Source organism: Lentzea sp. NPDC055074, from assembly GCF_053608005.1.
Genome location: NZ_JBSGUQ010000001.1, coordinates 701517 through 725146, shown reverse-complemented (window position 1 = coordinate 725146; position 23630 = coordinate 701517). Strand labels below are relative to the sequence as shown.

Sequence of the window (23630 nt, the reverse complement as noted above, 5' to 3'; positions counted from 1 at the left end):
CTAAGTGGCAGACCGCGTGATCATCCAAGCCCGGCTTCCGGTGGATGGAAACTGGGCTCCAGCATCCGGGCGATGCCCCGCGCCGCCACCTGCAGGGCCGCCACCAGCCGGGCCCGCACGTTGCGCAGGTCGGGCACCACGATCCCGAGCGCCGCCACCACGTGCCCGTCCACCTCGACCGGCACCCCGACGCTGCACGCGCCGAGCGTCATCTCCTCGAACGTCTGCGCGTACCCGTCCCGCCGGATCCGGTGCAGCTGGGCGCGCATCCGTCCGGGCTCGGTGACCGTGAACGCCGTGAGCCGCGTCAGCCCGTGCGTGAGCACCTCGTCCTGCACCTCCGCGGGCGCGTGCGCGAGCAACACCTTCCCGACCCCGGTCGCGTGCAACGGCAACCGGCTCCCGGTGGTGCTCACGATCGGCACGGACGCGTGCCCGGAGACCCGGTCGAGGTAGAGGACCTCCGTCCCCTCCCTCACGGCCAGGTGCACGACCGCGCGCGTCGCCGCGTGGATGTCGTGCAGGAACGGCTCCGCGACCCGGCTCAGGTCGACCTCCCCGGCCGCGAGCAGCCCGAGCCGCCAGATCCGCCGCCCGATCACGTACTCGCCGGAGTCGAGCCGCCGCACCGCGCCCCACTCGGCCAGTTCGGCGAGCAGCCGGTGGGTGGTGCTGATCGGCAGGCCGCTGCGCCGCGCGATGCCGCTGAGGGTCTGGCGGCGGTGCCGGCTGTCGAAGGTACCGAGCAGCGACAGCAGCTTGGAGGAGACGGTGGCGGCCACCCCGCGATTCTGCACGGTCCATTCCAGGTCGGCCGGTAACCCGCACCCGGCACGAGATCGCCACGCGGGCTCCCGGGCCCCTACCATCGACCCGATGGCCGCGACTTCTGAGGGAAAGCTGCGTGCCCTGCACCGGGCACTGGCCGCACGCCCCAACGAACAGGTGCTGTTCTCCGACCTCGTCGACGAGATCTGGGGTGACACCCCACCTGCGGGTCCGCTGCCCGCCCTCCGCAGCCTCGTCAAACGCCTGCGCCGCGCCATCCCGGACGAGATCGTCACCGACGCGTCGGGCTACCGGCTCAAGGTGCGCACACCCGGCCCGTGCCAGCTGCCCGCCGACCTCCCGGACTTCGTCGGTCGTGAACCGGAGCTGGCCCGCCTCGAACGCCAGAGCAGCGTCACGATCACCGGCCCGCCCGGTGTCGGCAAGACGGCGCTGGCCGTGCGGCTCGCGCATCGGTTGCGGGACAGGTACCTCGACGGCCAGCTGTACGTGAACCTGCGCGCGTTCGCCTCGGGACCACCGGTCACCGCGGAGCAGGCGCTCGGCGGGTTCCTGCGCGCGCTGGGCGTGCCGCAGGCCTCGATCCCGGCCGACCTCGGCGCGCAGGCCGACCTGTACCAGAAGAGGCTCGAGGGCAAGAAGGTCCTCGTCGTGCTCGACAACGCGGTCGAGGACCTGGTCGAACCGCTGCTGCCGCGCGGGCCCGAGTGCCTCGCGATCATCACCAGCCGCCACGACCTGCCCGGCCAGCTCCGCCTCGACGTGCTGGCCGACGACGACGCGCACGCGTTGCTGACGAGCATGCGCGTCCAGGGCACCCCCGACGAACGCGCCGAGCTCGTGCGGTTGTGCGCGCACCTGCCGCTCGCGTTGCGCATCGCCGGGGCGAACGCGGCCCACGGCCACGTCGAGGACTACCTGGCCGAGCTGCGCGGGGACCGCCTCGACGTGCTGGAGATCGACGGCGACACGGCCGTGCGGGCCACGTTCGAGCTGTCCTACCGGGCGTTGAGCGCCGAAGCGAAGCGCGTGTTCCGCCGGCTCGGCCTGCCGCCGGGAGCCGACATCGGGCTCGGCGCCACCACCGCGCTCACGGGCCGCGACCCCGAACCGCAGCTCGGCGAGCTCGTGAACGCCGGGCTCGTCGACCACAACGGCGTCCGCTATCAGCTGCACGACCTCATCAGGCTGTTCGCCGCCGACGCCGCGGACGACGACGACCGATCCGCGCTGCTGGACATGTACGCGTGGTACCTCAGGTCCGCGTACAACGCCATCTCGAAGGTCGTGCCCGAGACGACTCTCATGACCACGCCGGACCTCGACGGGCCGGGCCTCGCGTTCGACGACCGGGACGAGGCCGCGGCCTGGCTGGAGGAGGAGCACTCCAACCTGGTCGCCGAGGTCGTCGCGGCACCCTCGCCGTACGCGCAGCAGCTCGCCGACGTGCTGCGGATCTACCTGCACATCGGCCGGTTCGAGACGGACAAGGCACTGGTCTTCCACGCCGGGATGCGCGCCGCACGGGCGGCGGGCGACCTCGACGGACAGTGCGCGGCGCTGTACGGCCTCGGCATGTCCGCGTGGACCCGCAGCGAGTACGGCGACGCGCTCGAGCACTTCGCACAGGCCCTCGACCACGCCAGGACTCCGTTCGCGGTGGCGGCGATCAGGAACGGCATGGGCATCGTGCACCTGGAGTCCGGCGACACGCACCGGGCCGAGGAGTGCTTCGTCGAGGCACTGCGGCTGCGCAGGGAGATCGGCGACGAGCGCGCCGCCGTCGCCACGCTCACCAACCTCGGCATCACCCACGGCACCCGCGGCGAGCTGCGCAGGGCCGCCGAGTACTTCCAGGAGTGCGCGGACCTCAGCCTGCGGCTCGGATCGTTCAACCAGGCCGCGATCACGCTGGACAACCTGTCCGTGGCCTACTTCGAGCTGGGCGAGCTGGACCGGGCACTGGAGACGGTCACCGAGTCGGTCCGGCTGCACCGGAGCCAGGACCAGCACCGGGCCCTCGCCAACGCGCTGGCGAGTCTCGCCCGCATCCACGCCGAACGCGGCGAGGTCGAGCGAGGACTGGCGGTCGCGCACGAGTGCTTCGCCGTCGCGAAGGAAACCGAACACCCCAAGGCGCGCATCGACTGCCTGGTCGCGATGGCCGTGCTGGAACCGGGCAACGCGAAGCAGCACGCCTCGGACGCGGCCGACCTCGGCCGCAAGATCGGCTACGAGCCCGGCGTCGTCACCGCGTCGATCCTGCTGGCGCGCGCCACCGGGTCGGTCGAGCTGATCGACGAGGTCCTCGGCACCCTCCGCGAGACCGACAGCCTCATGGACGAGTCCCGCGCGCTGCTCGTCCGCGCGCAGATCACCGGGTCCGTCCCCACGGCACGGGAGGCCCTCGCCGCCGCCGAGCAGCGAGGCCAGGGGAAAGTCGCTTCGGACGCGCGGGAGCTGCTGGTGACACTGGGCGGATGACGTACCTCGGAGAAGGCTGGGACAGCACGGCCGTCCTCGTCGGCGGACGCTGGGTGGAACGGCGGCCGCGCCGCGCGGAGATCGGCCCGCAGCTCCTGCGCGAGACCGTGGTCATGCCCTGGCTAGCCCCTCTGCTGCCGCTGCCCGTCCCGGTGCCCGAGGTCGTCTCGGAGGACCCGGTGGTGGTGCGGCACGAGCTGGTGCCGGGGGAGGAGGTGGCGTCGCTCAACGCCGTTCAGGGACGCCAGCTCGGCGAGTTCCTGCTCGCCCTGCACGCGGCACCCGTCGCCGAGGCGGTGGCGCGGGGCGTGGGCCCGATGCGGCTCCCGATCGACCGCTTCCGCGCCGAGGTGCGGGTGCCCGGCGCCGAGGAGTTCCTGGCGAGGCTCGACGGCCTGCCCGCGGACACGCTCGTCCACGGCGACCTCGGACCCGAGCACGTGCTGGGGCGTGACGGCGTGCTGACCGGCGTGATCGACTTCGGCGACCTGCACGTCGGCGACGCGGCCATCGACCTCGCGTGGACGCTCCACGGGACACCGGCCGAGTTCGCGGACGCCCTCGCCGAGACCTACGGCGTCACGCCCGCTCTGCGGGAGCGGGCGTTGATCTGGCACCAGCTCGGGCCGTGGCACGAAGTCCTGTACGGGAACGACATCGGCGACCAGGAGGTGGCCGAAGTTGGTCTGGCCGGAGTAGTGCGGCGGTGGGACATCGGGGTATCCCCGAGCTGACAGCCACTTCCGAGGAGGACGAGATGCCCTGGGTTCGCCAGCACCGCCGCAGCCGCCCGTACAGCTGGTTCGGCTCGACGACGGTCCGCCGCCACTACCGCAGGCCGCAGGGTTCGGTGTGGATCATGGTCGCCGTCGTGCTCGCCGTGATCCTGCTGCTGGTCGTCCTGTTCTGAGGGTAGGGTCGGGGCCATGGGACAGTTGGGCGAGTTGTTCCCGGGCCCCAAGGTCCGCCGCGAGGCGACGGACGCGGGCACGGGTGAGGACTACGAGGAGACCGGACCGCTCGACCTCACGGCGGGCGCGGTCCGGCTGAGGCCGCGACCGAAGCCGGCGCCGCAACCGGAGAGCGCCGACAGCACCGAGTGATCACCGGTACTACCCTTGCCCGGTGCTAGCCGGGCTGCTCTTCCTCATCCCCGCCACCTTCTTCGTCATCGGAGTCATCCGTGACCGACGGAGGCTGAGCAACGCCGTCTGGCTCGGCATCACCCTGGTGATGCTGCTCCTGCTGCTGGCGGAGGCCGGGCAGGACAACCCCGTGGTGAGCCTGCCGCTGGCCCTCGCGTTCATGCTGTCCGTGCTGGGCCTGCTGCTGCTCCCGCTCGCGTTGCTCGCCAACGGCATGGTCATGGTCCGCCGCGAGGGCCGCTCGCTGGGCAACCTGTTGTCGTTGCTCGCGGGCCTGGCCCTGCTCGGCGAGATGGTCTACTTCTTCTGGGGCATCGCGCAGCCCAACGACTGGATCCGCGGCTCCGCGATCGGGTTGTTCCTGGTGAGCGCGTACATCGCGTTCCTGTTCGTCAGCCTCCTGCTGTACTCGGTGGTCTACGGCCGCACCGGCCGCCGCCACGGGTTCGACGGCATCGTCGTGCTCGGCGCCGGGCTGATCGGCGACCGCGTGCCGAAGCTGCTGGCGAACCGGCTCGACCGCGCGATGCGGCTCTACCACCGCGACCGCGAGGCCGGCCGGTCACCTGTGATCGTCGTGTCGGGCGGGCAGGGCTCCGACGAACAGGTCTCCGAGGCGTACGCCATGAGCAGGTACCTGTTCGAGCGCGGCGTGCCCGAGGGCGACGTCGTGCTGGAGGACCAGGCGACCACGACCGAGGAGAACCTCCGCTACAGCAAGGCGTTGCTCGCCGAGCGAGGTCTCAACGGCCGGGTCGTCGCGGTCACGAACAACTACCACGTGTTCCGCACCGCCGTGCTCTCCCGCAAGCAGGGCCTGCGGTTGCAGGTGATCGGCGCGCCGACGGCCTGGTACTTCGTGCCCAGCGCGTTCCTGCGGGAGTTCGTGGCGCTCCTGGTCCGCAACCCCGTCGTGCACGGCCTGGCGTGCGCCGTGCTGATGGCGGGCGGGCTCGCGCTCACCCAGATCGGCTAGCCCCGGATCGGCTAGCCCCAGATCGGCTAGCCCAGGAGCGCCTTCATCTCGGCGATCTCCTGCTGCTGGCCGTCGACGATCGCCTGCGCGAGCTTCTTGGCCTTCTCGTCCTGGCCTTGCGCGAGCTCGGTCTTCGCCATCTCGACGGCGCCTTCGTGGTGCTTGATCATCATGTCGAGCCAGAGCCGGTCGAACTCGGTGCCGCTGGCCTTCTCCAGGCGCGCCATGTCGTCGTGGCCCATCATCCCGGCCGCGTCGTGGCCCGCGTGGTCCTGCTTCGCGCCCCACTGCGCGAGCCATTCGTTCAGCTGCGTGATCTCGGGGCCCTGGGTCTTCTCGATGCGCTGGGCGAGGTCGCGGACCTTGTCGTCGCTGCTGCGGGACGGCACGAGCTTCGCCATGTCCAGCGCCTGCTGGTGGTGCGGGACCATGCCCTGCGCGAACGTGACGTCGGCAGCGGTGTTCGCGGAACTGCCGCAGGCGCTCAGAACGAGCATGCCGACGACAGCCCCGATGAGGGACTTCATCACGGGATTCTTCTCTCTGCGTTGTGGACGGTGCTGGGTGGACTGACGAACTCAGTTCCGCAGCACGCAGAGAGTCGTGAGGAGCGTTCTTCCGCCCGGCGGCGGACGTGCAGGGGCGCTCGGCGGCTCGTCGCCGGGAAGGGCTTCGAGCCGGGGGAGTGCCGTCCGGACCAGGAACCAGCCCAGCAGCACGACGGCGGCGGCGACCAGGACCGCGAGGCACAGGTGCAGCAGGTCGTGCTCGTGCGGTTGTTCCTGTTGTTCCTGCTGGTGGGACATCGTGTGTCCGGCATGCGGAGTCTCCGCCGCCGCGACGTGGTGCATGCCGATGACGGAGAAGACGAGCGCGCACAGCAACACCCATTGGGTGAGCCGGCGCCTCGTCATGTGGCACACCCTACGACGGCGGGGCTTGATACGGGTACCCCCTAGGGGTATCTTTCCCGTCATGAGTCTTACCAGGCAGGCGATCTCCGCGACGTTGCACTGCCTCACCGGCTGTGCGATCGGCGAGGTGCTCGGCATGGTCATCGGCACGGCGCTCGGCTGGGGCAACCTCGCCACGATCGTGCTCGCCGTGGTGCTCGCGTTCGTCTTCGGCTACTCGCTGACGATCCGCCCGGTGCTGCGCTCGGGTCTCGCGTTCAAGGCCGCGCTCGGCGTGGCGCTGGCGGCGGACACCGTGTCGATCGCGGTCATGGAGATCGTCGACAACGCGGTGATGTTGCTCGTGCCCGGCGCGATGGACGCGGGCCTCGCGAACTGGGTGTTCTGGGCGGCGCTGGCGTTCTCGCTCGCCGTCGCGTTCGTGGTGACGGTGCCGGTGAACCGGTGGATGATCGCGCGCGGCAAGGGGCACGCGGTCGTCCACCAGCACCACCACCATCACTGAACCGATCAGGCACGCGTGAAGCGCATGACCCAGTTCGTCTCCCAGCTCTCTCCGTCGTCGTAGGAGAACTGCTGCTGCCACACCGGCTCGTCGCCGGTCGTCCAGTCGAACCGGACCTTCACCGCGTGCCCGCCGACGACGTCGTCACCGAAGAACACCCCGTGCCCGCCGCTGAAACGCCCCTCCAGCGGCGGGTCGAGCTTGCCGGGAGCGCGGGTGGATGCCCACCAGATGCGCCACACGTCGTCGGCGGGGTCGTACTGGCGCAGGGTCATGCCCTCCCAGCCGTCGGCGAAGAAGCTGTCGATGATCGCCGCGCCGCCGAGGAGCGGTCTCGCCTCGGCCTCCGCGTCGAACTCGACCCACTCGGTGCCGCGTCCGGCGATGTCGGCGAGCTTGCGGTTGGCGACCCGCCACCGGCCGTGGAGGAAGTTGAAATCGTTCTCACTCATGGAAATGACGCTAAACCGATTCACTGACACCCTTTGTCAGTGATCGACTATTGACGCAAAGGTCTGGACCATTTTACCGTTCCCGGCAGTGGCCGCCGCCCTAGCCAGGAGGTCCTTCCCTTGCGACTGCTCGCCAGAGTGGTCCCGGTGCTAGCTCTGCTAGCCGGGACCGTCATAGCCGTGACCAACGCACCGACGACCGCAGCCGCAGCCCACGAGGACTGCCGGCCGGACGGGCTGTACAAGACGCCGGGCGTCGAGGTGCCGTACTGCACCGTCTACGACACCGCCGGCCGCGAGACCATGGGGGACAAGTCCAGACGTGTCATCGGGTACTTCACCAGCTGGCGGACCGGCAAGAACGGTCAGCCCGGGTACCTCGCCAAGGACATCCCCTGGAACAAGGTCACGCACCTGAACTACGCGTTCGCGCACATCGACGCCCAGAACAAGATCTCGGTCGGCGAGAACAACGCGAACAACTCGTCCATCGGCATGGAGTGGCCCGGTGTCGCCGGCGCCGAGATGGACCCGTCGCTACCCTACAAGGGGCACTTCAACCAGCTCACCAAGTACAAGAAGGCCAACCCGAACGTCAAGACGCTGATCTCGGTCGGCGGCTGGGCGGAGACCGGCGGCTTCTTCAACGCCGACGGCTCGCGCAACGCGTCGGGCGGCTTCTACAAGCTCGGCCAGAACCAGGCCGCGATCGACACGTTCGCCGACAGCACCGTGGAGTTCCTGCGCAAGTACGGCTTCAACGGCGCTGACATCGACTACGAGTACGCGACGTCGAACAACCACGCCGGCAACCCGGACGACTTCTGGATCTCCAACGCCAACCGCGGCACGCTGTGGGCGGGCTACGACAGGATCATGAAGACGCTGCGCGAGAAGCTCGACCGCGCCGGTGCCGCCGACGGCAAGCACTACATGCTGACCGCCGCCGTGCCCGCCTCGGGCTGGCTGCTGCGCGGCCAGGAGGCCTACCAGGTCACCAAGTACCTCGACTACCTCAACGTCATGAGCTACGACCTGCACGGCTCGTGGAACCAGTTCGTCGGCCCGAACGCCGCTCTCTACGACGACGGCAAGGACGGCGAGCTCTCGGCCGGTGGCGTGTACACGGCACCGCAGTACGAGGGCATGGGCTACCTCAACACCGACTGGGCGTACCACTACTACCGCGGCGCGATGCAGGCCGGACGCATCAACATCGGCGTGCCGTTCTACTCGCGCGGCTGGCAGGGCGTCACCGGCGGCACGAACGGCCTGTGGGGCAAGGCCCCGCTGCCGAACCAGTCGCAGTGCCCGCCCGGCACCGGTTCGTCGGTCGGCTCGACCACCCCGTGCGGCAACGGCGCGGCCGGCATCGACAACATCTGGCACGACGTCACCGCCGGTGGCGCCGAGGTCCCGTCCGGCGTGAACCCGTTGTGGCACACGAAGAACCTGGAAGCCAAGATCACCGGCTCCTACGGCGCGCAGTACGGCCTCGACCCGGTCAACGACCCGACCGACCGCCTCACCGGCACCTACACGCCGTACTACGACTCGACCCTGAAGTCGCCGTGGCTGTGGAACAACGACAAGAAGGTGTTCCTCTCCACCGAGACCGAGCAGTCGATGGCGGAGAAGGCCAAGTACGTCCGCGACAAGGGCCTCGGCGGCATCATGATCTGGGAGCTCGCCGGCGACTACAGGTTCGACTCCGCGAAGAACGAGTACTTCATCGGCGACACCCTGCTGTCGACCATCAACACGGGCCTGAACGGCGCCGCCCCCTACGGTGCCCTGAAGGCCACGACGCAGCAGACCCAGTCCCTGGCCGTCGACGTCGACGTGTACGGCTTCGCGCTGGGCGACAACAACTACCCGATCACACCGAAGATCAAGTTCACCAACCGCTCCACGGTGACGATCCCCGGCGGCACGAAGATCGCGTTCGACTACGGCACCAGCGCACCCGGCAGCATGGGCGACCAGTCGGGCTTCGGCCTGAAGGTCGTCTCGAAGGGACACAGCGGGTCCAACGTCGGTGGCCTGAAGGGTGACTTCCAGAAGGCGGAGCTCACGCTGCCGTCGTGGCAGTCGCTCGCGCCGGGCGCGTCGATCGACGTGACCGTCAGCTACCAGCTGCCGATCTCGACGCCGTCGAACTTCGTGTTCACGTTCGGCGGCAAGTCGTACGCGATCAGCGCCGACCACCCGCGCATCGGCGGCGGCAACCCGCCGACGTCCACGACGACCTCCACCACTACTTCGACCACGACCACGACCACCACCACGACGACGACCACTCCGCCGACCTGCTCGCTGCCCGCGTGGGAGGCAGGCAAGGTCTACAACGGTGGCAACGAGGTGTCGCACAAGGGCCGCAAGTGGCGCGCCCAGTGGTGGACGACCAACGAGGAGCCCGGAACCACGGGTGAATGGGGCGTCTGGCGAGACCAGGGTGCCTGCTAGTCGCTGAAGTCAGGAAACTGTCAGGCGCGGGGCTTAGGCTGTTCATCGTGACCGCCCAAGACCCGCGCCTGCAGGAACTGCTCCTGCTCCGCAAGGTCCGCGACCGGATCGACCGCGAGTACCGGCAACCGCTGGACGTGGCGGCGCTGGCACGCGGCGTGCACCTGTCAGCGGGGCATCTGAGCCGCGCTTTCCGAGCCGCTTTCGGCGAGTCCCCGTACAGCTACCTCATGACCCGCCGCATAGAGCGGGCCATGACGCTGCTCCGCCGGGGCGACATGTCCGTCACCGACGTCTGCTTCGAGGTCGGCTGCACCTCGCTGGGCACCTTCAGCACGCGCTTCTCCGAACTGGTCGGCATGTCCCCGAGCCAGTACCGCAAGGTGGCCGCCACCGACGGCCAGGGCATCCCGAACTGCCTGGCCAAGGCAGTGATGAGGCCGATCAGGAATCGAGAAGCGGCAACCGGCCCGTCCGATTAGGTTGACCGCCATGTCAGTCATCATCGCCGCGGCCTTCCTCCCCGCAGACGACCCCGAGAAGTCCCTGGGCTTCTTCCGCGACGCCCTCGGCTTCGAGGTCCGCCAGGACGTCGGCCAGGGCACCATGCGCTGGATCACCGTCGGCCCACCCGACCAGCCGGAGACCGGCATCGTCCTGCACCCGCCCGCCGCCGACCCCGGCGTGAGCGACGAGGAGCGCCGCACCATCGCCGTGCTGATGGCGAAGGGTGTGTACACCGCTCTGTCTCTGGCCTCCAAGGACCTGCAGGGGACGTTCGACCGGGCACGTGCGTGGGTCGAGTCGTCCGGGGTGGGTGAGGTGTTGCAGGAGCCCGAGGACCAGCCTTGGGGGGTGCGTGACTGCTCGTTCCGGGATCCGGCGGGCAATCTGGTGCGCATCAATCAGCTCTGAACGTGGTGCCGGGCGCGGCGTGGTCGATCTGCCCCGCGTACCGGGCCGCGGCACGGGAGACCGCTTCCGTCGGGGTCAGGGACCGGCCCACGTGCGTGACGACCAGTCGCCGCGCACCCGCCCGCGACGCGGTCTCGCCCGCGTCCTCAGGCGTGTGGTGGACCATGCCCGGCGTCGTGACCGCACTCTCGGCCTCGCACAACAACACGTCGGTCCCGCGTGCCAACGCGGTGAGACTCGCACACGGCGCGGTGTCGCCGGAGTAGGTCAGCGACCGGCCGTCCGCCTCGATCCGCACCCCGAACGCCGGGATGCCGTGCTCGACGGCCGCCGTCGTCAGGCGCAGCGAGCCGGCCACGGCCTCGTGCCCGTCGTGCAGTTCGGTGATGTCGAACGCCGACTCGACCGGGCTGCGCTCCGGCCCGTTGGTGAGGAAGCCGGCGAGGCGGTCGGCGATGCCGGGCGGTCCGTAGAGCGGGACCGGTGGGCGTGAGACGTCCGCGAACAGCAGGGCGTAGTAGACGGTGAGCAGGTCCGCGCTGTGGTCCGCGTGCAGGTGCGAGATCCAGATCGCGTCCAGGTCCTCGAGGCGCGTGTGGCGTTGCAGCGGGCCCAGCGTGCCGGTGCCCGCGTCCATCCACACGCGAGTGTCGTGGTGCGCCACCAGGTAGCCCGAGCAGGGGTTGTCCGGGCTCGGGTACGGCGTCGCGCAGCCGAGCACGGTCAGGCTGAGGTCCATCGGGCCACCGTAGGTCAACTGGCGTGCCCGCGGTTTGAGGTTCGGCGGGAGGCCTGCGATTGGCGCTTCCAACGGGTGCGCCCAGCGGTTCGAGGCTGGTTGGGGCGTGTGCCTCCCGCGATAGCGCGGCGGCCGTCCGCAGGCCCGCTCAGCACTCCGACGGTTCGCGCATCCAACGGGGTGCGCCCGCGCAGCTAGCGCGTCGACGGGCGCCCACCCGATTCGAAGCCCGAAGCATCCCGCCAGAGCCGTCCAGATACCGCGGCAGAAACCAGCACGGCCCCGGCTTCGGCCACCGGAGCGAAACGGGCGACCGGTACCTTCATCGCGTGGAAGAGCCCGTGTGGAACGAGTGGCGGCGGCCCGGACCGAGTCGCGCGCAACGGCGGCGTGACATCGGCATTGCCGTGATCGTGTTGTTGTGCGCGGTCGAGGTCACGACGTTGGTCAACAGCATGGGCGCCTATGTCTTCCAGGACCCGCCCGGGTTGTTGGAGCAGGTGGTGTGGATGTTCGTGTTGTCCGTGCCGCTCGTGGTGCGGCGGCGCTATCCACTTGCCGTGATGCTCGTGGTGTCGGCGTTGTTCATTGCCGCGCAGATCAACCGTGCGGGCGACACGCTTGTGCCGTCGGCGATTCTGTTTCTTGCGATTTACACCGTTGGGGCGTGGGAGCAGAACCGGCGTGTTGCTCGGTGGTCGCGCATTGGCGTGATTGTTGCCATGTTCCTGTGGCTCGGGTTCAACCTCGTGCGCGCGTTGCTGGGGCCCAAGGGGGACTTCAAGGACGCTGCTGGGCCTATGGATCCGGTGCTCGCGTCTGTCCTGTACGGACTGGAGTTCAACATCTTCTTCTTCCTCCTCGCCTACGTCGTGGGGGAGATGGCCTGGTCCGGGGCGCGGCGGCGGGCTCAGCTCGAGTTCCAGGCCGCGGAGCTCCGGCGGTCGCAGGAGCAGAACACCCGGGGTGCCATCGCCGCCGAACGGATGCGCATCGCCCGCGATCTGCACGACGTCGTGGCGCACCACGTGTCGGTCATGGGGATCCAGGCCGGTGCGGCGCGGCGGGTGCTCGATTCCGATCCTGCGATGGCACGGGACGCGTTGCAGACCGTTGAGCAGACTGCTCGCACGGCGATCAGTGAGTTGCGTGGGTTGCTCGGGGTGTTGCGGGCGGACGCGGACAACGACCTCAAGGCCGCGCCTGGGCTCGATGATCTGCCCGAGCTGTTCGACAGCGCACGGGCTGCGGGGCTGGAGGTCTCGCACGGTGTGTATGGGGACGCACGGGAGGTGCCGTCCGGTGTTGCGTTGTCGGCTTATCGGGTCGTGCAGGAAGCACTCACGAACGTGGTGAAGCACGCTGACGCGCAGCATGTGGACGTGCGCATGCGTTATCTGGACAGCGCGCTGGAGTTGGAGATCACCGACGACGGACGTGGGCGTGGCGTGTCCTCCAACCCTGGTTTCGGGCTGGTGGGGATGCGCGAGAGGTTGGCTGTGCACGGCGGTTCGTTGGAGGTCGGGCCACGGCGTGATGCGGGCTATCTGGTCCGTGCGTCGTTGCCGACCGTGTTGGAGGAGAAGGCGTGAGCTTGCGAGTCGTGCTGGCCGACGATCAGGACCTGGTGCGTGCCGGCTTCCGGGTCATCCTCGGCACCGAGCCCGGCATCGAGGTGGTCGGGGAGGCCGGTGACGGTGCCCAGGCCGTGGACCTCGTCGCCGAACTGCGTCCCGACGTCGTCCTCATGGACGTCCAGATGCCCCGCATGGACGGGCTGGAGGCCACCCGGCGCATCCTTTCCGCAGGTCACGGCACCCGTGTTGTCATCCTGACCACGTTCGACCGCGAGGACTACCTCTTCGAGGCGCTGCAGGCGGGCGCCAGCGGGTTCCTGCTCAAGAACGCCTCACCGGAGGACCTCGTGGAGTCCGTGCGGGTCGTCGCGCGCGGGGACGCGTTGCTTTCGCCCGAGGTCACACGGCGCGTGATCGCCCGTTTCAGCACGGCGCCGAGGGAACGCACGAGGCCACCGGAGCTCACGGACCGTGAGTTCGAGGTGCTCGTCGAACTCGCCAAGGGCGCGTCGAACGCGGAGATCGCCGCGACGCTGTTCCTGGGGGAGACGACCGTGAAGACGCACGTCTCACGGGTGCTCACGAAGCTGAGCCTGCGCGACCGCACGCACGCCGTGGTATTCGCCTACGAGAGAGGGATCGTCACACCCGGCGGTTAACGAAGTACGCAAACTGACGTACGCGAGATCAGAGCGTGAGCGGATGAAGCGCCCGCCCGTGGTGACGAGAGTAAGACGCGACACCACGGGAGAGGGAGAGCGATGGCTACGAACCGCAAGCTCAGTGGCCGCGCCCGCAAGGCCGTGCTGCTCGTGCACGTCCTGTCGGCGGCGGCGTGGCTCGGCATCGACCTCGCGCTGGGCATCCTCGTCGTCGTCGCACTGTCCACAGAGGACGTGAGCACCGCGGGAGTGGCGATCCAGGCCGTCGACCTCTTCGCGATCTGGCCGATGTTCGGCGCCAGCATCGTCTGCATGATCTCCGGCGTGGTGCTCGGCCTCGGCAGCAAGTACGGGCTCGTCCGGTACTGGTGGGTCGCGACCAAGCTCTTCATGAACGTCGGGATGTCGCTGCTGATCGCGTTCGCGCTCAGGCCGGGCGTCCGCGACGCCGCGGAGATCGGCAAACGGATGCTGAACGGCGACCCGGCGGCGGTGATCCCGTCCGGCGTCCTGCACCCCGTCGTGGTCGCGCCGACGCTGCTGCTGTTCGCCTACTTCCTGTCCGTGTTCAAGCCCTGGGGTCGGGTCCGCAGGTCAGCGGAACCAGTCCAGCGCCAGCGCCGCGACCTCGTCGGGGCGGTCTAGCTGCAGGAAGTGCCCGCCGCCCGCCACGATCTCGACCCGCGAACCGGGAGCGAGACCCGTGGCGGCGCCGGCGTAGTTCTCCGGCGTGATGCAGCCGTCCTCCGCCCCCGCGAGCACCAGCAGCGGAACCGAGGCCGGCTTCTCGGACAGCGACGCCAGAGAAGCGAGCGATGGATCGTGCAACGACCGGTCGAAGTTCGCCCGGTAGAGCTTCAACGCGTTGGCGCGCACCGCGGGATCCGCGTACAGCTCCGAAACGTGCGCGGGCACGGTCAGACCGGGCGACCACGTGCGCCACAGGTAGTCGATCAGCCTGTCGTTCAGCAACGCCTCGCCCACGCCGGGCACCTGGAACAGGAACAGGTAGAAGAACCGTTGCTGCTGCGCGGGATCGTCGAAGATCCGGCCCAGCGTCGCCGGCGGCGGCACGGACATCGTGACCACCCGCCGCACCAGGTCCGGGCGCAGGGCGGCGAGCCGTCCGGCCACCCCGGCGCCGATGTCGTGCCCGATCACGTCGAGCGGCCCGCCCAGCGCCTCGTGCAGGGCGGCGGCGTCGGAGGCCAGCGTCAGCCCGTCCGCGAACGGCATCTGCTCCACGGTCGACGGGTGGTGCCCGCGCAGGAACGGCGCGACGACCCGGCGCCCCGCGGCCACCAGCCGGGAGGCGAGCGGGCCGAACGACGCCGGGTGGTCCGGAAAGCCGTGCCAGCACACGACGACCGGTCCGTTCCCGGCGGTCAGCGCGGGCACGTCGAGCCTCGACGTCCGGACGATGATCTCCTCGAACATCAGAAGTCCACCCTCATCACGAAACGCCGCTTCGTCGGGTGCGTCACCTGCACGAACCCGGCCTCCTCGAACACCTGCCGCGCACCGACGTGCAGCTCGCCCCACGTCACGGTGTTCGCGGGATCGGCGACCATCGGATACGCCTCCACCGCACGGGCCCCGTGCGACCGGGCATGCTCGACGGTCGCCGTCGCCAGCTCGTACGTGAGGCCCTTGCGGCGGAAACCCTTGCGCACCACGAAACACGTCACGGCCCACACGCCGTCGTCGTCCTTGTCCTCCTCGGGGCGGCCCTTCCACGGGACGGGCATGCCCAGCAGCTTCGCGTAGGCGGTGCGCGGCTCGACCGCCACCCACCCGGCGGGCTCACCGTCCACATAGGCCACCAGTCCGCTGCCGGACGCGGACTGCGAGGAGTGCGCCTCGACGCGTTCGTCCTGCGTCGAGTCGCGCCAGATCCAGCCCTTCACCTTGTACCGCTGGCAATGGCACTTCGAGGGCTCGGAACTGTCGAAGATCGCCTCGACGTCCTCCCACGGCACCTCGTCCGACGGCACGATCCGGATCACGACACCCCTCCGAACAACGGCAGCAGCTCCTCGACGTTCAGGAACGTCGTGCTCCCGGTCACCAGCCCGCCCCGCACGTCGAGGAACACCAACCCGAACGGCCGGTCCAGCCCCGGCCGCATCTGCCAGTACGCGGGCGATCCGTTGGCGCGCACCGGCACCAGCCACGCCCCGGCGCACGACGCGTTCGGATCGCTCAAAGCGAGAGAGATCGGCCCGCGACCCCGCAGCCACCAGCTGAACGGCGGCATCGACATCGTCGCGTCCTCGTGCAGCAACGCCACCAACGTCTGCACGTCATGCCGTTCGAACGCCTCGCAGTACCGGCTCAGCAACGACTTCTGCACCGGATCGGCAGGATTCCACGGCTCCCCGGCGTCGACGACCGGCAACGTCGACCGCGCACGTTGCAACGCGCTGTTCGCCGCCGCCACCGAGATGTCCAGCAGCGCGGCGACCTCGGACGCCTGCCACGCCAGCACGTCCCGCAGGATCAGCACGGCACGCTGACGCGCGGGCAGGTGCTGCAGGGCGGCCACGAACGCCAGCCGCACGGTCTCGCGGCGGATCGCCTGGTCCTCCGGCAACACCAGCGCGTCGGGCACAGGCTGCACGAACACGGTCTCCGCCAGCGGCACGCCGAGAGCACCGCCGGCAGGACCCAGGTCGACGGCGAGCGCCCGCCGTTGCGCACTGCGCTGCATGTCGATGCAGATGTTCGTGGCGATCCGGTAGAGCCACGTCCGCAGCGACGCGCGCGCGGAGTCGTAGCTGTCGAACGCCTTCCATGCGCGCACGAGTGTTTCCTGCGCCGCGTCCTCGGCCTCGAACCCGGAGCCGAGCATGCGGTAGCAGTAGCCGGTCAGCTCGACCCGGTACGGCTCCAGCGTCTCGATCACGCACTGGACCCTACGCGGACTCGCGTCACCGCGTCCGGCACCGGGCCGGGACGGAGGATCCCCAGCCAGGTCCTTCCGCCGTCACCGATGAGTTCTCGCCGCGAGGCTCGTACACAGGACATGACCGAAGACATCCGCGCCGCGGTGGCGGCCGAACGACGTGACCAGGCAGACCTCCTCGCGAGCCTCACCGAGGACCAGTGGCACGCGCCGAGCCTGTGCGAGGGCTGGACCGTGAAGCACGTCGTCGCCCACACGACGCTGCCGTTCCGCTCGACGGGCAGAAGGGTGCTCTGGGAGATGCTGAAGTCGGCGGGCCGGTTCAACCACGCCTCCGACCGCATGGCCCGCGACGACGCCCGGCTGCCCACGCGCGACCTGCTCGACTCCCTCCAGAACAACATCGACCACCCGTGGACGCCGCCCGGCGGTGGCCCGGCCGGCGCGCTCTCGCACGACGTCATCCACGGTCTCGACATCACCGTCGCGCTCGGACTCGGCCGCGTCGTCCCTCACGAGCGGCTCAGGATCGTGCTCGACGGCATGAAGCCGAGCAACGTCAAGTACTTCGGCGCGGACCTCGACGGCAAGCGGCTCGAAGCCACCGACCTGGACTGGACGTTCGGCGAGGGCAGGCCGGTCCTCGGTCAGGCCCAGGACCTGTTGCTGCTGGTCTGCGGCCGGACGCTGCCGCCGGGCAGGCTCAGCTGACCGATTCGCGCACCCGGGCCGTCGCCTCGATCGTCGAGGTGAGGAAACGCGCGACGACCTGCCGTTCCTCGGCGCTCATCTGCCCCCAGGCGGAGGCGTAGCCGCGCGCCAGCGGCTGGAAGAACGTCGAGGCCAGCGCCGTCGCCGCGGAGAGCACCCGGAGCTCGACGCGGCGGCGGTCGTCCGGATCGCGCTCGCGCACGACGTGGCCCGCCCTCTCGAGACGGTCCAGGACGGACGTCGTGGCCGACGCGCTGAGGTTGAGCGCCTTCGCCAGCGTGCCGGGTGTCATCGGAGCCGTCATGATGAGGTTCAGCGCTGTCATGTCCGTGGGATGCAACTCGTGGGCAGCGCTGAAGATCTCCAGGAACCGGTTCGACTCCATGACCAGTGTGCGCAGCATCATGCTCAGGTCGTAGTCGGTTGCATCGCTCACGATCACAGCTTACTGTTTCGACCATCGAAACGTTCGACGATCGAAGGAAAAAGCTGATGCGAGTCCTAGCCGGGGTTCTGCTCGTCGTCTGGCTGGCCCTGGGCGGCTTCACCGGGCCGTACGCGGGCAAGCTCTCGGAGGTGGCGGAGAACGACAACAGCGCGTTCCTGCCCAACTCCGCGGAGTCCACCCAGGTCGCCGAGCTGCAGAAGAAGTTCCAGCAGGAGAACGTGATCCCCGCGATCGTCGTGGTGGAACGCTCCGGCGGACTGACCCCGGAGGACCGGAAGTACCTCGCCGACGAGGTCGCGGGCTTCAAGGCGTCCCCGGTGATCCCCGCGCAGGACGGTCAGGCCGCGCAGGCCATCGTGCTGCTCGACCCGACGAAGGACGTCAAGGACGCGGTCTTCGAGCTCCGCGACGGCACGCGCGGTGCTCCGCAGGGGCTGACGGTGCTGGTCACGGGCCCGGCCGCGCAGGTCGCGGACCTCGTCGAGGCGTTCGGCGGGATCGACGGGCTGCTGCTGCTCGTGGCAGGTGGCGTGGTCGCGCTGATCCTGCTCGTGGTCTACCGGAGTCCGCTGCTGCCTCTCGTCGTGCTGGTGTCGGCGGTGTTCGCGCTCGGCCTGGCCAGCTTCGTCGTCTACCTGCTCGCGAAGAACGACGTCCTCGCGCTGAACGGCCAGAGCCAGGGCATCCTGTCGATCCTGGTGGTCGGCGCCGCGACGGACTACGCGTTGCTGCTGGTGTCGAGGTACCGCGAGGAGCTGCGCGACACCGAGGACAAGATCGCCGCGATCAGGACGGCCTGGCGCGGCACGATCGAACCGATCGCGGCCTCGGCGGGCACGGTCATCCTCGGCCTGCTGTGCCTGCTGTTCAGCGACCTCGACTCGAACAAGGGTCTCGGCCCGGTCGCCGCCATCGGCATCGCCGCGGCCCTGATCACCACGATGACGTTCCTGCCCGCGACGCTCGCGCTGCTGGGCCGCGGCGCCTTCTGGCCGTTCGCGCCGAAGTTCGGCTCGAAGCACCCCGAGACGAGCGGACTGTGGGGCCGCGTCGCGACGCTCGTGCGCCGCAAGCCCCGCGCGATCTGGATCGTCACCACGCTCGTGCTGCTCGCCGGCGCCGCGTTCCTGCCGCAGCTCAAGGCATCCGGCACGGCGCAGTCCGACGTGTTCCTGACACCGGTCGAGTCCGTGGCGGGCCAGGAGCTGCTGTCGCGGCACTTTCCCGGCGGCACCGGATCGCCCACCGTGATCATCGCTTCTGAAGGCTCGGCCGACGAGGTCGTGCAGAAGGCCAAGGTGGACGGTGTCGCGGACGTGCGGCCGTCCGGCACGGCCGACGGGCTCGTGCGGATCGAGGCCACGCTGAAGGACGCGCCGGACTCCGACGCGGCGGTGGCGACGGTCGAGCGTCTGCGCGCGGCCGTGGACGGGATCGACGGCACCAAGGTCGGCGGGCCCACGGCGACGTTGCTCGACACCAGGACGACGTCCGAGCACGACCGGACGCTCATCATCCCGATCGTGCTGCTGGTGATCTTCTTGATCCTGACGGTGCTGCTGCGCTCGCTGCTCGCGCCGTTGCTGCTGATCGCGACCGTCGTGCTGTCGTTCGCGGCCACGATGGGCGTGTCGGCGCTGGTGTTCAACCACGTTCTCGACTTCCCGGGTTCCGACCCCGTGGTGCCGTTGTTCGGGTTCGTGTTCCTCGTGGCGCTGGGCATCGACTACAACATCTTCCTGATGACCCGCGTCCGCGAGGAGACCCAACGGCTCGGCACGGTCGAGGGCACGTTGCGCGGCCTCAGCCTGACCGGTGGCGTGATCACGTCGGCGGGTGTCGTGCTGGCGGCGACGTTCGCGGCGCTGGCGGTGCTGCCGATCCTGTTCCTCACCCAGCTCGCGTTCATCGTCGCGTTCGGCGTCCTGCTGGACACGTTGCTGGTGCGGTCGTTGCTGGTGCCCGCTCTGTCGGTGGACATCGGTGGGCGAATCTGGTGGCCGTCGAAGCTGCGGTGAGCCAGGATCTCGGGCATGACCTTCACGGCACGTCAGCTCAACCGCGCCACTCTCGACCGGCAGATGCTGCTGCGGCGCGAACCCGTTGACCTGCTGACGGCCGTGGACCGGGTCGTGGCGATCCAGGCGCAGGAACCCGCGTCGCCCTACATCGCGCTGTGGAACCGGGTCGAGGGCTTCGACCCGGCCGGCCTGGACGAGGCGTTCGTGAGCGGGGTGGTCCGCAAGGCATCACTGATGCGGATCACCCTGCACGCCGTGACGTCCGCGGACCACGAGGTGTTCCACCACGCGATGCTGCCCGCCCTGCGGGCGTCGCGGCTGTACGACAAGCGGTTCAAGGCCATGAACGTGACGATCGAGCAGGCCGACGCGGTGCTGGAACACCTGCTCGAGTTCGCGGCGACGCCTCGCCAGAAGGCGGAGATCGAGGAGCTGCTGCACTCGCACGTCGGCGACGTGGGCGATCCCGGTGTCTGGTGGGCGTTGCGCACGTACGGCGGGCTCGTGCACGCGCCGACGGGCGGGCCCTGGTCGTTCGGGCTTCGTCCGTCCTATCAGGCCGTGCCGACCGAGCCTCGTGAACGGCCTGCGGCGGTCGCGGAGATGCTGCGCCGCTACCTCAGCGGGTTCGGGCCCGCGACCGTGCTCGACATGAACCAGTTCAGCATGCTGCCGCGGACCACGATCCGGGAGGCGCTGGCGTCGCTGGACGTGGTCGAGGACGGCGGCCACTACGACCTTCCCGGTCTGACCGTCCCGGACGAGGACGTTCCGGCGCCGCCGCGGCTGATGGCCATGTGGGACAGCACGTTGCTCGCCTATGCCGATCGGAGCCGGGTCATCCCGGACGAGTACCGCAAGCTCGTCATCCGCAACAACGGGGACACTCTGCCCACTCTTCTCGTCGACGGGTACGTGGCCGGTGTGTGGCGGCCCACGGCGGACGGCGGCGTCGAGGCGACCGCCTTTCACGCCCTCGGCGAGGAGCAGTGGGCCGGGCTGGCGGGGGAGGCGGAGGCGTTGCGGAAGCTGCTCGGGGACCGGGAGCCGCAGGTGTACAAGCGTTATGCGCGGTGGTGGAACGGCCTTCCGGCCCATGAGGTTCGTGTCGTGTGACGGTCAGGGCGCGACGTTGGTCGCCTTGACGCTGTCCTGCGTCGACAGCAGGAGGAAGCGCAACCCCTCCCGCGACGCGTCGTCCGTCGCCGTGTAGGCGACGAGCAGCTGGTCCGGGTGGGTGTCGACGGAGAACTGCTGCACGTCGAGCACCAGACTGCCCGCCACCGGGTGGTGGTAGGTCTTGACGAGCTGCCGCGGCCCGCGCACCTGATGCGTCGCCCACCAGTTCCGGAAGTCCAGGTCCTTCACGCTCAGCTCGCCGACCAAAGAGGACAGTGCCGTGTCGTGCGGCGCGCGGCCGGCCTCCATCCGCAGCACCGCGACGCATTCCTGCGCCGAGCGTTCCCAGTCACCGTAGAGAGCGCGGAACGCCGGTTCGAGGAACGTCAGCCGGATCAGGTTGCGCTCCGGCGCGGGCAGCGCCCCGAAGTCGGTCAGCAGGGCGGACGCGCCCCGGTTCCACGCGAGAACGTCCATGCGGCGGTGCAGGACCATCGCCGGGATGTCCGGCATGCCGTCCAGCAGCTGCTGCAACCGCGCGGCGACCTCGGGTGCGGCCTGCTGCCGGGCCGGGGCGACGTCCGCGACCCTGAACAGGTAGTCGCGTTCGTCCGGGGCCAGCCGCAGGGCGTCCGCCAGCGCGTCCAGGACGGTGCGGGAGACCCGTTGCGTGCGGCCCTGTTCGAGCCGGACGACGTAGTCGACGCTCACGTGGGCGAGCTGGGCCAGCTCCTCGCGGCGCAGACCCGGGACGCGGCGCTGCCGGCCGTCGTCGGGGAAGCCCGCGTGCCGCGGGTCCAGCGCGGCGCGGCGGGTGCGGAGGAACTCGCCCAGTTCGGTCATGTCTCCAGTGTCCGGGTTTCCGGTGGCGTGTGCCTGGTACTGCTGTGCATAGGCTGGACTGTCCCTGGTTCACCTGGGCATCGCGGGACGACCGTGGTGGCCATGGACAACGTGACCTTCCTCAGCAACGGACTCGAGATCGCCGGCCACCTCTACCGGCCACAGCACACGCCTCGCGGGGCGATCGTCGTCGGGCATCCCGGCACCGGGGTGAAGGAGCAGACCGCGGGGGAGTACGCGCGGCGCCTCGCGGAGCAGGGCTTCCTGGCGCTGGCGTTCGACGCGGCCTACCAGGGCGAGAGCGCGGGACTGCCGCGCGGCCTGGAGGACCCGGCGCACCGGGTCGAGGACATCCGGGCGGCCGTGACGTTCCTCGGTGAGGAACGCGTCGGCGTGCTCGGGATCTGCGCTTCCGGTGGCTACGGCCTGGCCGCCGCCGGGACCGATCCGCGGATCAAGGCGATCGCCACCGTGAGCCTCGCCGACATCGCCCGCCAGTTCCGGTTCGGCGCGGACGGCACCCAGGACCCCGCTGTCCTGCGAGGACTCCTGGCACAGGGGCAGGAGGGGAGCTTCCCGCTGTTCCCGGAGACCGGGGAGCAGGCGCGCGAAGGCGGGCCGCACGCCTTCGAGGGCTGGGAGTACTACAGCACGCCACGAGGTGAGCACCCGCGGTCGGCGAAGACGCTGACCTGGAACAGCGTCGGCAGGATCGCCGCGTTCGACGCGCTGCGGACCGTCGAGCTGATCGCGCCGCGGCCGTTGCTGCTGGTGGCCGGACGCGAGGCGGTGACGTCGTGGATGAGCGTCGAGGCCTTCCAGAAGGCGGGGCAGGGCAAGGAGTTCCACTGGGTCGACGGCGCCACGCACGTCGACCTGTACGACAGGTACGTGCCGCAGGTCGTCGAGCGGGTGTCCGAGTTCTTCGGCGAGAACCTCTAGATCTGAGCGGCGACCGAACGCGCGCGGTCCAGGTCCCGTTGGTAGCGGCCGGGGTTGTGGGCGGCGAGCTCCTCGTACATCGCCAGGGACTCGGTGATCGCGGCCCCGGCCTCGGCGCGTTCGGACCGCAGGGTGCGGATCACGGCGTGGTCGGTGAGCGCGTCGGCCAGCAGGTAGGCGTGCTCGTAGGGGTCTTCCGCGTGCTGCTCCCGGTAGAAGGTGACCACTCGCGACGACGACTCCAGCGCGACGTCGAGCGAGCCCGCGTGCGCGGAGGCAAGAGCGAAGGTGTTGCGCGCCAGCGCTTTTCCGTCCTCCGTCCGGTTCAGCTCGATGCCCTTCGCGGCCGCCTCCGCCGCCTCGGCGTAGGCATGCCGCGAGATCAGGAGACCGGCGCGGTTGTTCATCGCCCGCGCGAGCTCCTTGCGGCCGAGGTCGCGGTCGTCGTACCTGGTCGCGAGGGCGATCGCCTCGTCACTGGCGGCGAGCGACTCGTCGAGCCTGCCGGCGTCGTGCAGCCTGCTGCCCAGACTGACCAGGGCGACCGCGAGCCGCAGCTCCGCCTTCACGACCACGGCCCGGCGTTCGGCGGTCGCGAGCATCGCGCGGTAGCGGTCCACGGACTCCCGGGCGGCCTCCAGCGCCTCGTCGAAGAGGCCCAGGTCGCGCATCCGGTTGCCGTGGTTGTGCAGCCCTCCGGCGAGGTCCGAGAGCGACAGCTCGTCGCCTTCCGCCTCCGCGTGCCGGCGCAGCACGGCCACGGCCTCGTCCGCGGACGCGCGGGCCTCCTCCAGCCTCCCCAGCCGCAGCTGCAGGAAGAAGAGCTCCTCGAACGCCTCGTGGCAGTTGATGTTGCGCCCCGAGCCGGAACGATCCCGCCAGAACACCGCGCTCCACGACGTGAGCTCGGCCGCCTGCTCGTGGTCGCCGATCGTCGCGAGGCGGTGGGCGTACTCCCGCCACGCGTGCGCGAGCTGGTAGCCCGGCAGCTCGTGCGGCACCGGCTCCTGGCCGTCC

At 69.9% G+C, this 23630-nt stretch carries 27 protein-coding genes; 16 read left to right on the top strand and 11 right to left on the bottom strand.

Going from position 1 to position 23630, the window contains the following annotated elements:
* Window positions 1-20: 20 nt before the first annotated feature.
* Complete coding sequence (locus ACWF7A_RS03405) at window positions 21-782, bottom strand: IclR family transcriptional regulator (protein WP_452248786.1); 762 nt, start codon at window positions 780-782, stop codon at window positions 21-23.
* Window positions 783-876: 94 nt separating this feature from the next.
* On the opposite strand from ACWF7A_RS03405, the gene ACWF7A_RS03400 reads away from it, so the two are divergent.
* Genes ACWF7A_RS03400 through ACWF7A_RS03380 form a run of 5 tightly spaced genes read left to right on the top strand, consistent with a single transcriptional unit; the run spans window position 877 to window position 5394 of the window.
* Complete coding sequence (locus tag ACWF7A_RS03400) at window positions 877-3273, top strand: ATP-binding protein (RefSeq protein ID WP_452248785.1); 2397 nt, start codon at window positions 877-879, stop codon at window positions 3271-3273.
* Window positions 3270-4007, top strand: a complete 738-nt coding sequence (locus tag ACWF7A_RS03395) for a phosphotransferase (protein WP_452248784.1) — start codon at window positions 3270-3272, stop codon at window positions 4005-4007. The genes ACWF7A_RS03400 and ACWF7A_RS03395 overlap by 4 nt, the downstream gene beginning before the upstream one ends.
* Before the next feature lie 23 nt (window positions 4008-4030).
* A complete protein-coding gene (locus ACWF7A_RS03390) occupies window positions 4031-4183 on the top strand; it encodes a hypothetical protein (RefSeq protein ID WP_452248783.1) in 153 nt (50 codons plus the stop codon).
* Between the two features lie 16 nt (window positions 4184-4199).
* A complete protein-coding gene (locus tag ACWF7A_RS03385) occupies window positions 4200-4376 on the top strand; it encodes a hypothetical protein (RefSeq protein WP_191297299.1) in 177 nt (58 codons plus the stop codon).
* Window positions 4377-4398: 22 nt separating this feature from the next.
* On the top strand, window positions 4399-5394 hold the full coding sequence (locus ACWF7A_RS03380) for a YdcF family protein (RefSeq protein ID WP_452248782.1): 996 nt from the start codon (window positions 4399-4401) through the stop codon (window positions 5392-5394).
* A gap of 26 nt (window positions 5395-5420) precedes the next feature.
* Here ACWF7A_RS03380 and ACWF7A_RS03375 read toward each other — a convergent pair whose 3' ends face one another.
* Both ACWF7A_RS03375 and ACWF7A_RS03370 read right to left on the bottom strand, forming a co-directional pair.
* The gene (locus ACWF7A_RS03375) at window positions 5421-5921 is read right to left on the bottom strand and encodes a DUF305 domain-containing protein (RefSeq protein WP_452248781.1); all 501 of its coding nucleotides are present in this window, start codon (window positions 5919-5921) and stop codon (window positions 5421-5423) included.
* A 51-nt stretch (window positions 5922-5972) separates the two neighbouring features.
* Window positions 5973-6308: a hypothetical protein gene (locus tag ACWF7A_RS03370; protein WP_452248780.1), complete on the bottom strand. Its 336-nt coding sequence runs from the start codon at window positions 6306-6308 to the stop codon at window positions 5973-5975.
* Window positions 6309-6369: 61 nt separating this feature from the next.
* On the opposite strand from ACWF7A_RS03370, the gene ACWF7A_RS03365 reads away from it, so the two are divergent.
* Window positions 6370-6813, top strand: coding sequence for a DUF4396 domain-containing protein (locus ACWF7A_RS03365; RefSeq protein WP_452248779.1), 444 nt, complete (start codon window positions 6370-6372; stop codon window positions 6811-6813).
* Window positions 6814-6818: 5 nt separating this feature from the next.
* Here ACWF7A_RS03365 and ACWF7A_RS03360 read toward each other — a convergent pair whose 3' ends face one another.
* Entirely contained in the window at window positions 6819-7265 is a 447-nt protein-coding gene (locus ACWF7A_RS03360; RefSeq protein WP_452248778.1) for a hypothetical protein, read from the bottom strand.
* Between the two features lie 174 nt (window positions 7266-7439).
* On the opposite strand from ACWF7A_RS03360, the gene ACWF7A_RS03355 reads away from it, so the two are divergent.
* Genes ACWF7A_RS03355 through ACWF7A_RS03345 form a run of 3 tightly spaced genes read left to right on the top strand, consistent with a single transcriptional unit; the run spans window position 7440 to window position 10646 of the window.
* Complete coding sequence (locus ACWF7A_RS03355) at window positions 7440-9731, top strand: glycosyl hydrolase family 18 protein (RefSeq protein WP_452248907.1); 2292 nt, start codon at window positions 7440-7442, stop codon at window positions 9729-9731.
* A gap of 47 nt (window positions 9732-9778) precedes the next feature.
* Window positions 9779-10213, top strand: a complete 435-nt coding sequence (locus ACWF7A_RS03350; RefSeq protein ID WP_452248777.1) for a helix-turn-helix transcriptional regulator — start codon at window positions 9779-9781, stop codon at window positions 10211-10213.
* Between the two features lie 10 nt (window positions 10214-10223).
* The gene (locus tag ACWF7A_RS03345) at window positions 10224-10646 is read left to right on the top strand and encodes a VOC family protein (protein ID WP_452248776.1); all 423 of its coding nucleotides are present in this window, start codon (window positions 10224-10226) and stop codon (window positions 10644-10646) included.
* Here ACWF7A_RS03345 and ACWF7A_RS03340 read toward each other — a convergent pair.
* Window positions 10633-11385, bottom strand: a complete 753-nt coding sequence (locus tag ACWF7A_RS03340; protein ID WP_452248775.1) for an MBL fold metallo-hydrolase — start codon at window positions 11383-11385, stop codon at window positions 10633-10635. The two genes, ACWF7A_RS03345 and ACWF7A_RS03340, sit on opposite strands and share 14 nt — an antisense overlap.
* Window positions 11386-11714: 329 nt before the next feature.
* Here ACWF7A_RS03340 and ACWF7A_RS03335 point away from each other — a divergent pair, with 329 nt between their 5' ends.
* The 3 genes from ACWF7A_RS03335 to ACWF7A_RS03325 all read left to right on the top strand — a co-directional run bounded on the left by ACWF7A_RS03335 (window position 11715) and on the right by ACWF7A_RS03325 (window position 14269).
* On the top strand, window positions 11715-12977 hold the full coding sequence (locus ACWF7A_RS03335; protein ID WP_452248774.1) for a sensor histidine kinase: 1263 nt from the start codon (window positions 11715-11717) through the stop codon (window positions 12975-12977).
* Window positions 12974-13621: a response regulator gene (locus ACWF7A_RS03330; RefSeq protein ID WP_452248773.1), complete on the top strand. Its 648-nt coding sequence runs from the start codon at window positions 12974-12976 to the stop codon at window positions 13619-13621. The genes ACWF7A_RS03335 and ACWF7A_RS03330 overlap by 4 nt, the downstream gene beginning before the upstream one ends.
* Before the next feature lie 102 nt (window positions 13622-13723).
* Window positions 13724-14269, top strand: a complete 546-nt coding sequence (locus tag ACWF7A_RS03325; RefSeq protein WP_452248772.1) for a hypothetical protein — start codon at window positions 13724-13726, stop codon at window positions 14267-14269.
* Here ACWF7A_RS03325 and ACWF7A_RS03320 read toward each other — a convergent pair.
* Genes ACWF7A_RS03320 through ACWF7A_RS03310 form a run of 3 tightly spaced genes read right to left on the bottom strand, consistent with a single transcriptional unit; the run spans window position 14219 to window position 16529 of the window.
* On the bottom strand, window positions 14219-15061 hold the full coding sequence (locus tag ACWF7A_RS03320) for an alpha/beta fold hydrolase (RefSeq protein ID WP_452248771.1): 843 nt from the start codon (window positions 15059-15061) through the stop codon (window positions 14219-14221). The genes ACWF7A_RS03325 and ACWF7A_RS03320 overlap by 51 nt on opposite strands.
* Window positions 15061-15630, bottom strand: coding sequence for a GNAT family N-acetyltransferase (locus ACWF7A_RS03315; RefSeq protein ID WP_452248770.1), 570 nt, complete (start codon window positions 15628-15630; stop codon window positions 15061-15063). The genes ACWF7A_RS03320 and ACWF7A_RS03315 overlap by 1 nt, the downstream gene beginning before the upstream one ends.
* Entirely contained in the window at window positions 15627-16529 is a 903-nt protein-coding gene (locus ACWF7A_RS03310) for an RNA polymerase subunit sigma-70 (RefSeq protein WP_452248769.1), read from the bottom strand. Before ACWF7A_RS03310 ends, ACWF7A_RS03315 begins: the two co-directional genes overlap by 4 nt.
* A 120-nt stretch (window positions 16530-16649) precedes the next feature.
* On the opposite strand from ACWF7A_RS03310, the gene ACWF7A_RS03305 reads away from it, so the two are divergent.
* Entirely contained in the window at window positions 16650-17240 is a 591-nt protein-coding gene (locus tag ACWF7A_RS03305; protein WP_452248768.1) for a maleylpyruvate isomerase family mycothiol-dependent enzyme, read from the top strand.
* Here the strand turns inward: ACWF7A_RS03305 and ACWF7A_RS03300 are convergent.
* Complete coding sequence (locus ACWF7A_RS03300; protein ID WP_452248767.1) at window positions 17233-17676, bottom strand: MarR family winged helix-turn-helix transcriptional regulator; 444 nt, start codon at window positions 17674-17676, stop codon at window positions 17233-17235. The two genes, ACWF7A_RS03305 and ACWF7A_RS03300, sit on opposite strands and share 8 nt — an antisense overlap.
* A 56-nt stretch (window positions 17677-17732) precedes the next feature.
* Here ACWF7A_RS03300 and ACWF7A_RS03295 point away from each other — a divergent pair, with 56 nt between their 5' ends.
* Entirely contained in the window at window positions 17733-19706 is a 1974-nt protein-coding gene (locus ACWF7A_RS03295) for an MMPL family transporter (RefSeq protein ID WP_452248766.1), read from the top strand.
* A gap of 15 nt (window positions 19707-19721) precedes the next feature.
* A complete protein-coding gene (locus tag ACWF7A_RS03290; protein WP_452248765.1) occupies window positions 19722-20825 on the top strand; it encodes a winged helix DNA-binding domain-containing protein in 1104 nt (367 codons plus the stop codon).
* 3 nt (window positions 20826-20828) lie between these two features.
* On the opposite strand, the gene ACWF7A_RS03285 is transcribed toward ACWF7A_RS03290, so the two are convergent.
* Window positions 20829-21671, bottom strand: a complete 843-nt coding sequence (locus tag ACWF7A_RS03285) for a helix-turn-helix transcriptional regulator (protein WP_452248764.1) — start codon at window positions 21669-21671, stop codon at window positions 20829-20831.
* 102 nt (window positions 21672-21773) lie between these two features.
* Between ACWF7A_RS03285 and ACWF7A_RS03280 the strand changes: the two genes are divergently transcribed.
* Window positions 21774-22613: an alpha/beta hydrolase gene (locus tag ACWF7A_RS03280; RefSeq protein ID WP_452248763.1), complete on the top strand. Its 840-nt coding sequence runs from the start codon at window positions 21774-21776 to the stop codon at window positions 22611-22613.
* Here ACWF7A_RS03280 and ACWF7A_RS03275 read toward each other — a convergent pair.
* Window positions 22610-23614 carry a hypothetical protein gene (locus ACWF7A_RS03275; RefSeq protein WP_452248762.1) on the bottom strand — a complete coding sequence of 335 codons (1005 nt, stop codon included), beginning with the start codon at window positions 23612-23614 and terminating at the stop codon, window positions 22610-22612. The genes ACWF7A_RS03280 and ACWF7A_RS03275 overlap by 4 nt on opposite strands.
* Between the last annotated feature and the right edge of the window lie 16 nt (window positions 23615-23630).